This window comes from Nocardia sp. NPDC058244 (assembly GCF_042882065.1).
Taxonomy (GTDB): domain Bacteria; phylum Actinomycetota; class Actinomycetes; order Mycobacteriales; family Mycobacteriaceae; genus Nocardia.
Map to the genome: position 1 here is coordinate 1,254,983 of NZ_JBHVWX010000001.1, position 12,603 is coordinate 1,267,585.

Here is a 12,603-nt window from a genome sequence, read left to right on the forward strand (position 1 = left end):
GTCTCCGCCGCGGGCGGGCTCGATCAGGATGCCGTGGTCGCCGCGTCCTCGAGCGGCCGCTGCCACGGCCATCGGCCCGTGAGCTCCAGCTCCAGCGAGTAACTGAGGAAGGTCCGGACCAGCACGATCAGGGCCAGGACCCCGACACTGGTGAAAGTCGGTGCGATGGCGACGGTTCGGATGATGTCGGCGGCGACCAGGAATTCCAGCCCGAGCAGGATGGCCCGGCCGAGGCCGCGCCGGTAGACGCGATAGGCGACGTCGAAATCCGTGTGCCCGGCCAGCGCGCGGACGAACTTGACGGTGCCGACGAGCCCGCCGATGACGATCGCCGCGACGCCCGCGCCGTCGAGCGCCTGACCCGCGGTCTCGATGATCTCGGTGAACTCCACACCAACCAGCCTCCGTCCACAGCACAGAGCACGCTGTACGGAACGCTACGCCGCGCGCGGGCGCGGCGGCGGGCCGACACTCGGGCCGACCGGCGGGTGCGGCGTGATCGCCGACCGGTGACGGCCGGTCAGCGGCTGCCCTGCACCCCGGGCGTGACGGCCTCGATGAGCGCGACGGCCTGGTCGAACGGGATGTCGTCCACCAGGTAGGCCTTCTTGCCCGCCGCCGTCGCGGCGACCACGGTGGCCAGCCCGGCCCGCCGCTGCCAGTAGGTGCGGCGGATGGTCCAGCCGATGATGCCGGGGGCTTCCAGGCAGTCACGATTGCGGTCGAGGCTGCCGCGCCGGGTGATCAGCCAGGTGGGGCCGGTGCTGCCGGGCAGCACCCGGTGGCCGAGGCTGCGATAGCGGTCCTCCGCCAGCGCGGCCATGATCACCGCGAACGCCCCGGGCAGACCCCAGAGCCACCCCGGCAGCGGGCCGCTGACCAGGGCGAGGACGAGCATCACGACGATCAGCCCACCGACCGGCCACGCGGCCTTGGTGTAGCGCCGCCGACGCGCCGCCGGACCGTGCTGGACCAGCTCGATCGTGCCCAGCGCCGCGCCGGTGATCGGTTGCGGCGCGGCCTGTTTCGTCAGCGACGCGGGCGGGACCGCGGGTTCGCCGCCACCGGCGGAGGCCGTGGCGGCACCGAGCGGCCCGTCCGGCTTGCGACGGGTGCGCAGCAGCTCGTCGAGGGTGCGTTCGACCGCGGACCGCGGCGCCTGCGGCAGGATCTTCTGCCGCGGGTTCTCCCCGGTCATGATCATCTCCAGCTGCGCGGCCCTGGCGGCGCGCAGCAGCAGCGGATCGTTGAGCGTCGCGCCGCGGAATCGGGCCAGGTCCAGGGTGATCTGCCGGGTGGTGAACAGGCCGTGGCGCAGGTGCAGGGTGGCGCCGTTGTCGATCACCCGAAGCCCGAACCAGGTCGCGAGGTACTGGGCGCACGCGGCCACGCTCACCAGCGCCACCGAGAACAGCGACAGGCCGACGATCACGATCGCGACGATGGGCGGGCTGTCGTCGTCGAGATGCTGCACGGCGGGCGACTCCGACAGGATGTCGATGAGCCCGTACTGCGCGCCGATGCCCGCGATCGGCGCGACCACGGCCAGCCCGGTCAGCGACAGCGGCGCGTAGCGCACCCACGCGGCCCGCCAGTGCCCGATCTCGACTCCGGCTTCGGTGACCGCGTCGTGGGGCGCGACATGCGGCGCCCCTGGCGATCCCGGCTGGTCGGTGGGGAATTGCCCGGTGTGCGAGAGCAATTCGGCCCGCAGGGCCGGAATCCGGCTGGTGTCGAGCGCGTCGAGCTTGAACTCCTCGCCCTTGTCGGTCTGCTTGCCGGTGCCGATCGCCAGCACCGCCAGCCCGAGCGCGCGGTGCAGCAGCGGCGCTTCCACGTCCACCGACCGGATCCGCGGTCGCGGCACCGACAGGGTCCGGCGCTGCACGATGCCGCTGCGCAGCTGCACGTGGTCGGCGTCGATCCGGTAGGAGGTGGTGAACCAGCGGGCGACACCGAACCCGGCGACCAGGGTCACCGGGATCAGGCTCCACAGCGGATTGCCGCTGGTGGTGCCGACGATGATCGAACCGAGCAGCACCGGAATGTATTTCATGATCTCGTTGATCGGATACACCATCAGCATGCGCGGATCGAGTCGCTGCCACTCGGCCTGCGGCGCGGGCGGAGTGCTCACGTGGCGTCCCCGCGGTGCTGGGCGGCGATGGCGGCCAGCCGGGCCACGGTCTGCTCGGCGACCGGCAGATCCAGGGCGCTGATCTTCACCGCCCCCGCCGAGGACGCGGTGGTCACGGTGACGGTGGCCAGCCCGAGCATCCGCTCCAGCGGTCCGCGCTCGGTGTCGACGGTCTGCACCCGCGAGATCGGCGCGACCCGCGACTCCTGATCCAGCCACCCGACCCGGGTGTACACGGCCTCGTCGGTGACCTCCCAGCGGTGCACCGCGTACCGCCACAGCGGCACCACGACCACCCCGAGCACCGCGAGCGCGGCCACGGCCAATGCCGCGACCAGCTGCCATCCACGATGGTCGCTGTCGAGCAGTGTCCACCCGACGAGCACCACGCACAGCACCGCGATCACGATCGCGTTCTCCAGCGCCCACAGCAGCTTGGCCTTGGAACTCGGACGCCAGGCCGGTTCGGCCAGAATGGTGGAGCGCGGCAGCGACATGAAGCCATGGTTCCATGCGCGGCCGGGGAGTTCACCCCCTCGGGAATATGCGGGGTCGTGCGGAGGGTTGTCGTGCGACGAGGACGACAAACTCGTGCCCAGCCGGGCCCGTGACCAGCCGACCGCACGTTCCGGAAAGAAGTAGCGCATGATCGACGGGGTGACCGAGCTTCCGAACCCGAGCGTTCCCCTGCCGCCGCCGACTCCCGCCGCCATGCGCCGGGCGCTGCGCCGGGCACGCGACGGTGTCACCCTCAATGTCGACGAGGCGACCGTCCTGCTGCACGCGACCGGTGACGATCTCGCCGATCTGTGCGCCAGCGCGGCCCGGGTCCGCGACGCGGGCCTGGAATCGGCGGGCAGGCCCCGCACGATCAGCTATTCGCGCAATGTCTTCATCCCGCTCACCAAGCTGTGCCGGGACAAGTGTCACTACTGCACGTTCGTGACGGTGCCGGGCAAGCTGCGCGCCGAGGGCCACGGCATGTTCCTGGAACCGGACGAGGTGCTCGCGATCGCCCGCGAGGGCGCCGCGCTCGGCTGCAAGGAGGCCCTGTTCACCCTGGGCGACCGGCCCGAGGACCGCTGGCCCGAGGCCGCGCAGTGGCTCGACGAGCGCGGCTACGACTCCACCCTGGACTACCTGCGCGCCGTCTCCATCCTGGTGCTCGAGGAGACCGGCCTGCTGCCGCATCTGAACCCCGGCGTGATGAGCTGGGCCGAGATCGCCCGGCTCAAGCCGGTCGCGCAGTCGATGGGCATGATGCTCGAGACCACCTCGACGCGGCTGTTCACCGAGAAGGGGCAGTGCCACTACGGCAGTCCCGACAAGGACCCCGCGGTGCGGCTGCGCTCGATCACCGACGCCGGCAGGCTTTCGGTGCCCTACACCACCGGCATCCTGGTCGGCATCGGCGAGACGCTCACCGAGCGCGCCGAGTCGATCATGGCGATTCGCAAGCAGCACCGCGAGTTCGGGCACATCCAGGAAGTGATCGTGCAGAACTTCCGCGCCAAGGACGACACCGCCATGCGCGATGTCCCCGACGCCGATGTCGCCGAGTTCCTGGCCACCGTCGCGGTGACGAGACTGCTGCTCGGACCGGATGTTCCGGTGCAGGCGCCGCCGAACCTGGTCTCGCACAGCGATTGCCGCGCGCTGATCGACGCGGGCATCGACGACTGGGGCGGGGTGTCGCCGGTGACGGTCGACCACGTGAATCCCGAACGCCCGTGGCCGAACCTGGACACCCTGCGCGAGATCACCGAGGCGGCCGGCTACACCCTGGTCGAACGCACCTCCGCGCACCCGAAGTACGTGCGCGCGGGCCACCCGTGGATCGACCCGCGCATCGGCGCGCACGTCGCCGCGCTCACCGATCCGGCGACCGGCCTGGCCAGGCCCGACGCGCTGCCGGTCGGCCTGCCGTGGCAGGAGCCGGACGAATCGTGGGACTCGGTCGGCCGCGTCGACCTGAACACCGCGATCGACACCGAGGGGCGAAACACCGAGAGCCGCAGCGATTCCGGGCTCGGCCAGGAGGTCGTCGGCGCCTTCGGCGACTGGGAGACCATCCGCGAACACGCCCGCGACCTGGCCGTCACCGCGCCGGAACGGCTCGACTCGGACGTGCTCGACGCCCTGCGCGCCGCCGAGCGCGACCCGGCGGGCCTGACCGACGACCAGTACCTCGCCCTGGCCACCGCCGACGGGGTGAACCTGGACGCCATCGCGGCGCTGGCCGACTCGCTGCGCCGCACGGTCAACGGCGACGACGTCACCTACGTGGTGAACCGGAACATCAACTTCACCAACATCTGCTACACCGGCTGCCGGTTCTGCGCGTTCGCCCAGCGCAAGGGCGACGCCGACGCGTTCACGCTGAGCACCGACGAGGTCGCCGACCGCGCCTGGGAAGCCCACGTCGACGGGGCCACCGAGATCTGCATGCAGGGCGGGATCGACCCCGAGCTGCCGGTCACCGGGTACGCCGATCTGGTCCGCGCGATCAAGGCCCGCGTCCCGTCGATGCACGTGCACGCGTTCAGCCCGATGGAGATCGTCAACGGCGCCTCCCGTGGCGGCCAGAGCATCCGCGATTGGCTGGCGGCGCTGAAGGAGGCCGGGCTCGACTCGATTCCCGGCACCGCGGCCGAGATCCTCGACGACGAGGTGCGCTGGGTCCTCACCAAGGGCAAGCTGCCCACCTCGGCCTGGATCGAGGTGATCACCACCGCGCACCAGCTGGGCATCCGGTCCAGCTCGACGATGATGTACGGCCACGTCGACAACCCGAAGCACTGGGTGGGTCACCTGCGGGTGCTGCGCGGCATCCAGGACCAGACCGGCGGCTTCACCGAGTTCGTCCCGCTGCCGTTCGTCCACCAGAGCGCCCCGCTCTACCTGGCGGGCGCGGCCAGGCCGGGCCCGACCAACCGCGACAACCGCGCGGTGCACGCGCTGGCCCGGATCATGCTGCACGGCCGCATCGACAACATCCAGACCAGCTGGGTCAAGCTCGGCACCGTCGGCACCCAGATGATGCTCACCGGCGGCGCCAACGACCTCGGCGGCACCCTGATGGAGGAGACCATCTCCCGGATGGCGGGCTCCCAGCACGGCTCGGCCAAGACCGTCGCCGAGCTCACCGAGATCGCCGCCGGCATCGACCGGCCGGTGCGCGAGCGCACCACCGTCTACGGCACGGTGCCGCCCAAGCCGGTGGCGCTGCCGCTGACGATCGGCTGAGCGCGGCGAATGCCGTACGGGTTGATCAGGATTCGAGCCGGGCTCGAATCCTGATCAGGCGCTCCGCCAGCTCGGTCTCGTCGATGACGCCCCGGGCCACCAGCGAGTGCGCCAGGGCGACGAGCTGGTTCTCGGGGTAGGGCAGGCTGGGGTAGACGGTCGCCGCGAGGGTGTCCTCGTCGTCGCGTCTGGCCTGGAAGTCCAGGCCGCCCGGCGCGCACGTGGCGTGATCGAGCGCGTCGCAGAGGCCGTCCAGGCTGGACTTCCACGGTGGCAGGGGATTGGTCACGCCGTACTCGGCGGCCATCCGGGGCCACACCTGGTCGCGATCGACGATCGCCCGCAACGCCGCGATCTCGCGTGGAGTACTCATCGCTGCCTTCCGCTAGGTCGCCGGGTGGATGGCGGGCCGGGTCGCGGTGATCACGTTGGTGGTCACCCCCGGCTTCGGGAGCGCGACGCCGATCAGGCAGTCCCTGGTGATGATCTCCGCGAGCTGATCCTCGGTCCAGCCGTCGGTGCCGTCGGGCCGCATCGGCAGCACCATGAACCGGTGCTTCTGATTCGAATCGTGCACCCGCACCGCGACCTCCGGCGGCAGGGTGAGCCCGAACTCCGAGAGCACCTGACGCGGCCAGCGCACCATGCGGCGCCGGTAGTTCGGCGTGCGATACCACTCGGGCGAGTTGCCCAGGATCGGGCGCGGGTAGCACGAGCACAGCGCGCACACGATCACGTTGTGCAGCGTCGGGGTGTCGGCGAGGATGGAGAACGCAGTGAAGTCGCTGGGCGTGCCGAAACCGGTCGGCTCCAGCCAGTCCACGCCCACCGCCTTGCTCGCTGTCATCGGCTCGGCCAGCGCCAGCGCCTCGAAGTCGGGATCGAGCCAGGCCCTGGCCACCAGGCGCACCGCGGGCGTCGGCCCGATCTGTTCGGCGAACTCGGTGAACCGCCGGTGCTCCTCGGCGGTGAAGATCCCCTTCTCGATGCACAGTTCGCGCAGCGCGATCTCGAGCACCTCGAAATCGGTGATCTCGTCGACCATGGGAGCCACGGTGCGCTCGTGATCGTGATCGTGATCGTGCCCGTGGCCGGTCATGACGCCACCTGGAGCCAGCGTTCGGGGATCTCGGTGCGCAACACGTCGGCGGCGGTGCCGGTGTAGCCGTGCCACAGGCGCGCGAGCTCGAACTCGACGACGTAGAACCACTCGGGTGTCGCGTCGTGCCGGTCCCACGTCTCGTCCTCGGGGGCCGGGCTCTCGTAGGCCAGCGAGGTGATCCGCCCGACCGCGCCGCGCACATACTCCGGCGTGCGGGTGTAGAACAGCGCGGGCAGTTCCCTGACCCGCACGGCGTCGCCCACCGCGAAGGCCGCCGCGCCCGCCTGCCCGGCGAAGACCTGCGGATCGCCCTTGCCGACCGCAGCGAGGTGGTGGCGGTTGCGGACGACCCCCGTGCCGTCGCCCTCGAACTTCGGCTGGGCGGTCGGCGGTTTCCCGCCCAGGCCGTCGACGTACCGCGCCTGGACCTCGAGCAGGCGTTCACTGAGTTCGGTCAGGCCGATGTGCTGCTTCTCGACCAGCACCCGGGCGACGGCCAGCAGCCAGCGGCCGTAGTACGGCAGGCCCAGGTACCTGGTGCGGCCCAGGTCGACATTGCCGATCCGGCGCCGCTCCTCGGACAGCCAGATCCCGCGCCAGGCGAGTACCTCGCAGATCACATAGGTGTTGTGCTCCCAGACCTCGTACTGTTTGTTCTCGTAGGTGATCGCAGCGTCGGGTTCACCGCCGACATCGTGGTCGGTCTTGAGATAGGCCCACAGCCGCGCGTGGTCGAGGAGGTCCGGCGGCGGCGCGTCGGGAAGTTCGGGATATGCGGATTTCAGCCGGGCTACCAGATCAAGCGCGGCCGCACGATCTTCCGCCGTACTCATGGCGGCTCCCTTCGTTGCGCTGACGACAACGAGATCCTGTTCTGAATCTAGGGTCCGATACGCCGGAGGTAAAGAGTGATCGGCTGATCGAGAGTGCGAGTTAGGGCAGGCTGACCTGGGACTGAGGTGCGGTCTCGGGATAGGGTTTCGGTGGCGGAGTACCACCGCAGGTGAGGACAGACTAGGAGAACGGCAGTGCCGTACATCATCGCTGAACCGTGCGTTGACGTGAAGGACAAGGCGTGCATCGAGGAATGCCCCGTGGATTGCATCTACGAGGGTGGCCGCATGCTCTACATCCAACCCGACGAGTGCGTTGACTGTGGTGCGTGTGAGCCGGTCTGCCCGGTGGAGGCGATCTTCTACGAGGACGACACCCCGGACCAGTGGAGCGGTTACATCAACGCCAACGTCGACTTCTTCGACGAGCTCGGTTCCCCCGGTGGCGCCACCAAGGTGGGCAAGGTCGACTTCGACCCGGCCTTCATCAAGGCGCTGCCGCCCATGGCTGAAGAATGAGGGTCAGCAGCCTGCTGCCGGATTTCCCCTGGGACACGATCGCCGCGGTCAAGGAGAAGGCGGCCGCCCACCCCGGTGGGCTGGTCGACCTGTCGGTCGGTACGCCGGTCGACCCGGTCGATCCGCTGATCCAGGCGGCGCTGCGATCGGTCGCCGAGGTGCCCGGGTACCCGACCACGCACGGCACCCCTGAGCTGCGCGCCGCCGCCGTCGCGGCCATGGCGCGCCGGTTCGGGATCACCGGCGTCGACCCGGCCGCCGTGCTGCCGGTGATCGGCACCAAGGAGCTCATCGCCGGGCTGCCGCGCCTGCTCGGGCTCGGCGCCGACGATCTCGTCGTGATCCCCGAGATCGCCTACCCGACCTACGAGGTCGGTGTGCTGCTGGCGGGCGCCAAGCCGTGGCGCGCGGACGGTCTGACCCAGATCGGCCCGCAGAAGCCCGCGCTGATCTTCGTGAACTCGCCGTCGAACCCGACCGGCAAGGTGCTCGGTATCGAGCACCTGCGCAAGGTGGTCGCGTTCGCGCGTGAGCGCGGGGCCGTCGTCGCCTCCGACGAGTGCTACCTGGGCCTGACCTGGGAGGGTGAGGCCGTCTCGATCCTCGACCCGCGCGTGTGCGACGGCGACCACACCGGCCTGCTGGCGATCCACTCGCTGTCGAAGACCTCGAATCTCGCCAGCTACCGCGCCGGCTTCGTCGCGGGCGACCCGGAACTGGTCGCCGAATTGCTCGAGGTGCGCAAGCACTCCGGCATGATGCTGCCGTTCCCGATCCAGGCCGCGATGACCGCCGCCCTGACCGACGACGAGCACGAGGCGCGCCAGCGCGAGCGTTATCGCGCGCGTCGCGAGATCCTGCGAAAGGCATTGCAGGAGGCCGGTTTCCGGATCGACTACTCCGACGCGGGACTGTACCTGTGGGCCACCCGCGGCGAGGCGTGCCGACGCACCCTGGACTGGCTGGCCGAGCGTGGAATCCTCGCCGCGCCCGGTGATTTCTACGGTCCGCGCTCGCCGGAGCACGTGCGGATCGCGCTCACCGCGACCGACGAACGGGTGGCCGCCGCGGCCGAACGTCTGGCCTGAAGCACCGCCTCCGCAAACCCCGGGCACCGTCGTGCCCGGGGTTTCGTTTGTTCGAAACACGTTCGTTTCAGTGCAAGTCTCGGTATAACAGGTTCTCATTGCAGTCTCGATGAGGAGCCTCTCTGTGCGTGAATTCTTGTATGAAAAGCCAGGTCAGTACCAATACACCCGGGGCATTTCGCGCCGTGGGTTCCTAGCTGCAACAGGTTTCACGCTAGGCGCGGCCGTGCTGGCGAGTCGCGCGGTCGCCGCGGCGGCGCCCGCGGCCGACGGCGACAAGGTGCCCGCCCTGGTGATCGGCAGCGGCTACGGTGGCTCGGTCGCCGCGCTGCGCCTGGCCGAGGCGGGCGTCGACGTCCTCGTCGCCGAGATGGGCATGTCCTGGACCAAGCCGGGGCCCGACGGCGACATCTTCTGTCCGGTCCTGAAGCCCGACGGCCGCTCCTACTGGCTGCGCGAGACCACCGATCAGCCGGTCGGGTACTTCATGGGCGGGTCCTACAACAAGGACATCGACCGCTACACCGGCGTGCTCGACTCCGAGGGCTTCGGCGGTATCCGGGTCTACCAGGGCCGTGGCGTCGGCGGCGGCTCGCTGGTCAACGGCGGCATGGCGGTGACGCCGAAGCGGGAGAACTTCGGCGCCATCCTGCCCTCGGTGAACGCCGACGAGATGTACGCCACCTACTACCCGCGTGCCAACAGCGCGCTCGGGGTGAACACCATCGACCAGAACTGGTTCGAATCGGCCGAGTGCTACCAGTTCGCGCGGGTCGGCCGCAAGCATGCCGAAAGATCGGGATTCGGCTGGACTTTCGTGCCCAACGTCTACGACTTCGAGTACATGAAGAAGGAGCAGGCGAACACGGTGCGCCGGTCCGCGCTCGCCGGCGAGGTGATCTACGGCAACAACGCGGGCAAGCGCTCGCTGGACAAGACCTACCTGGCGGCGGCCACCGGCACCGGCAAGGTGACCATCGCCGCCCAGCACATGGTCACCTCGGTCACGCCCAGCGGCAGCGGCTACGAGGTGGAGATGGCGGTGATCGATACGCAGGGCCGGACCACCTCGACCAAGAAGGTGACCGCGGACCGGGTCTTCTTCGCGGCGGGCAGCGTCGGCACCAGCAAGCTGCTGGTCGCGATGAAAGCCAAAGGGCAGCTGCGCAATCTGTCCGACGCGGTGGGGCAGAAGTGGGGCAACAACGGCAATGTCATGGTCGGGCGGGCCAATCACATGTGGGACGCCACCGGCAGCCTGCAGTCGGCCATGCCGTGCCTCGGCATCGACAACTGGGCCGACGCGGGCGGTCCGGCCTTCGCCGAGGTCGCGCCGTTCCCGTCCGGGATCGAGACCTATGTCAGCCTGTACCTGGCGATCACGAAGAACCCGAACCGGGGCAAGTTCACCTTCAACTCCGGCACCGGCAAGGTGGATCTGAACTGGCAGACCGCCTGGAACCAGTCCTCGATCGACGCCGCCAAGCGGATCTTCGACAAGATCAACAAGAAGGAGGGCACGATCTACCGGACCGATCTGTTCGGCGTCTACAAGACCTGGGGTGACGACTTCACCTATCACCCGCTGGGCGGTTGCGTGCTCAACGAGGCCACCGACAACTACGGTCGCCTGCACGGCTACCCGGGTCTCTACGTCATCGACGGCGCGCTGATCCCCGGTAACACCAGCGTGAACCCCTTCGTCACCATCACCGCGCTGGCCGAGCGCAATATCGAGCGGATCATCGCCGACGATCTGCGCTGATCTCGCGTTCCGGCTGCCGGATCGGCTAGGGTCCGGCAGTCGGAGCGGTATGGGATCGAAAGGCTCGTCACGGATGCACGGGGTGGAATTCGGCGCGGGCTCGGTGTTCGCCGGGTATCGGATCGAACGGTTGCTCGGCCGGGGTGGAATGGGGACCGTCTACCTGGCGGCGCATCCGCGGCTGCCGCGCCAGGTGGCGCTGAAACTGCTGAATCGCGAACTGTCTTCGGACCCGGAGGTGCGCGGCCGGTTCGAACGCGAGGCCGATGTCTCGGCGCACCTGGACCATCCCGGCATCGTGTCGGTGCTCGACCGCGGGGTCGAGGACGGTCTGATGTGGATCTCCATGCAGTACGTCGACGGCACCGACGCGTCGGTGTTCCGCGGCGCGGCACTGGACCCCGCCCGCGCGATCGACATCGTCGCCCAGACCGCCGAGGCGCTGGACTACGCCCACGAGCGCGGTGTGCTGCACCGGGATGTGAAGCCCGCCAACATCTTGCTGGCCGCGGCCCGCGCCGGCGACCGCGTGCTGCTCACCGACTTCGGCATCGCTCGCCTGCGCGGTGACGCCCGCCAGCTCACCCGGACCGGCGCGTTCCTGGCGACCCTGGCCTACGCCTCGCCCGAACAACTCTCCGGCGCGTCCGTCGACCACCGCTCCGACCAGTACTCGCTGGGCTGCACCCTGTTCACCCTGCTGACCGGCGAAAGCCCGTTCCCCGCCGACAATCCCGGCGCGGTGGTCGCCGCGCATCTGAGCAAGCCGGTGCCGCGCGCGTCCGCCACGGTTCCGTCCTTGCCGCCGGGTATCGATGCGGTGATCGCCCGCGCGCTGGCCAAGGACCCGGCCGAACGATTCGACAGCTGTGCGGAATTCGCCCGGGCGGCGGTGGACGCGCTCGGCGGTGCGCCCGCCTCGCGCGCGCAGCCGTCGTCGGTGCGAAACGCGCAGTCGCCATCCGCTCCGAATCAGCAAGTGCCGACGGCTTTCACGCCGTCCGGGCACGGTGAGCGGGCATCGCACCATGGGCCGAGCGCATCTGACCCGGGCCGCCAGGGGCCGAGCGCATCTGGCTCGGGCGGCCAGGGGCCGAGCGCACCCGGCTCTGGCCACCAGGGGCCGAGCGCACCCGGTTCGGGCCACCCGGCGCCTCGGCCCGGCACGCAGCCGGAGTCGAGCTCGATGGCGACGCTCGTAGCGCCGCCACCCTCGGCACCGCAGCTGCCGATCGCGGGTGGTCCCGGCTGGCACGCGCCGCCACCCGGCTACGCCCCGCATCCGGGCGCGCGGTCCGCCCCGCCGCGCAAGTCCGTGTCGTCGCGCTGGCGCGCGCTCGCGGTCACCTTGCTCGTGCTCGCCATGGTGGGCGGTGTCGGGGTGGTCGGGATCGGTGCGGTCTACTGGAAGTTCGTGCGGCCCGGCCGGATCGCGCCGCCGCCCGCCGCGTCGTGGGGTGAGCACAGTTCGCTGGTCTCCGACTTCCCCCAGATGCTGCCCAAGGATCCGACCGCCACGGGGTGGTCGGACTCGAAGTGTTTCCCCACGGGCGCGCTGATCGTGCAACCCGGTGATCCGGTGCCGGTCCGGCAGATCACCTGCACCGACTCGCTGGGCGTCACCTCCTGGTACACCCAGTACGCCACCGCCGCCGACGCGGACGCCTATCTCGGTCGCCACGCCACGGCGGATCCCACCACCACCCGTGGGGCCGCGCTCGGCGCGAACGCCACCGTGACGGCGTGGCGCCCGCGCGCCGGTGAGCCCTTCACCCTCGCGGTGCGGCGCGCCGTCGACGGTGTCGGCCAGCCGGTCGTCGTCGAGGTCGCCGCGGCGGGCGGCTCGTTCGAATCGACCCAGCTCGGCTGGTACCTGTGGGCGCCGCTGTAGCGGTGGGTGCTCGCCACGCGCC

At 70.1% G+C, this 12,603-nt stretch carries 11 protein-coding genes; 5 read left to right on the top strand and 6 right to left on the bottom strand.

Going from position 1 to position 12,603, the window contains the following annotated elements:
- Positions 1–23 precede the first annotated feature (23 nt).
- From ACFVW6_RS05880 to ACFVW6_RS05890, 3 genes are all read right to left on the bottom strand, one after another.
- The gene (locus ACFVW6_RS05880; RefSeq protein WP_378823335.1) at positions 24–392 is read right to left on the bottom strand and encodes a DUF1622 domain-containing protein; all 369 of its coding nucleotides are present in this window, start codon (positions 390–392) and stop codon (positions 24–26) included.
- A gap of 128 nt (positions 393–520) precedes the next feature.
- Positions 521–2,086, bottom strand: coding sequence for a PH domain-containing protein (locus ACFVW6_RS05885; protein ID WP_378825557.1), 1,566 nt, complete (start codon positions 2,084–2,086; stop codon positions 521–523).
- Positions 2,087–2,133: 47 nt separating this feature from the next.
- Positions 2,134–2,634: a PH domain-containing protein gene (locus ACFVW6_RS05890; RefSeq protein ID WP_378823333.1), complete on the bottom strand. Its 501-nt coding sequence runs from the start codon at positions 2,632–2,634 to the stop codon at positions 2,134–2,136.
- A gap of 148 nt (positions 2,635–2,782) precedes the next feature.
- Between ACFVW6_RS05890 and ACFVW6_RS05895 the strand changes: the two genes are divergently transcribed.
- Entirely contained in the window at positions 2,783–5,383 is a 2,601-nt protein-coding gene (locus ACFVW6_RS05895; RefSeq protein ID WP_378823331.1) for a bifunctional FO biosynthesis protein CofGH, read from the top strand.
- 25 nt (positions 5,384–5,408) lie between these two features.
- On the opposite strand, the gene ACFVW6_RS05900 is transcribed toward ACFVW6_RS05895, so the two are convergent.
- The 3 genes from ACFVW6_RS05900 to ACFVW6_RS05910 are packed head-to-tail and all read right to left on the bottom strand — an operon-like array spanning position 5,409 to position 7,318.
- Entirely contained in the window at positions 5,409–5,756 is a 348-nt protein-coding gene (locus ACFVW6_RS05900) for a thiocyanate hydrolase (protein ID WP_378823329.1), read from the bottom strand.
- A gap of 12 nt (positions 5,757–5,768) precedes the next feature.
- Entirely contained in the window at positions 5,769–6,482 is a 714-nt protein-coding gene (gene scnC, locus ACFVW6_RS05905) for a thiocyanate hydrolase subunit gamma (RefSeq protein ID WP_378823327.1), read from the bottom strand.
- Positions 6,479–7,318 (bottom strand): SH3-like domain-containing protein, encoded by an 840-nt coding sequence (locus tag ACFVW6_RS05910; protein ID WP_378823325.1) that lies wholly within the window; start codon positions 7,316–7,318, stop codon positions 6,479–6,481. Before ACFVW6_RS05910 ends, scnC begins: the two co-directional genes overlap by 4 nt.
- 195 nt (positions 7,319–7,513) lie before the next feature.
- Between ACFVW6_RS05910 and fdxA the strand changes: the two genes are divergently transcribed.
- The 4 genes from fdxA (at position 7,514) to ACFVW6_RS05930 (ending at position 12,581) form a co-directional block, all read left to right on the top strand.
- Complete coding sequence (gene fdxA, locus ACFVW6_RS05915) at positions 7,514–7,837, top strand: ferredoxin (RefSeq protein ID WP_189026332.1); 324 nt, start codon at positions 7,514–7,516, stop codon at positions 7,835–7,837.
- Complete coding sequence (gene dapC, locus ACFVW6_RS05920) at positions 7,834–8,925, top strand: succinyldiaminopimelate transaminase (RefSeq protein WP_378823322.1); 1,092 nt, start codon at positions 7,834–7,836, stop codon at positions 8,923–8,925. The genes fdxA and dapC overlap by 4 nt, the downstream gene beginning before the upstream one ends.
- Positions 8,926–9,034: 109 nt before the next feature.
- Positions 9,035–10,690: a GMC oxidoreductase gene (locus ACFVW6_RS05925; RefSeq protein WP_378823320.1), complete on the top strand. Its 1,656-nt coding sequence runs from the start codon at positions 9,035–9,037 to the stop codon at positions 10,688–10,690.
- Between the two features lie 73 nt (positions 10,691–10,763).
- Entirely contained in the window at positions 10,764–12,581 is a 1,818-nt protein-coding gene (locus ACFVW6_RS05930) for a protein kinase (RefSeq protein ID WP_378823318.1), read from the top strand.
- The last annotated feature ends 22 nt before the right edge of the window (positions 12,582–12,603 follow it).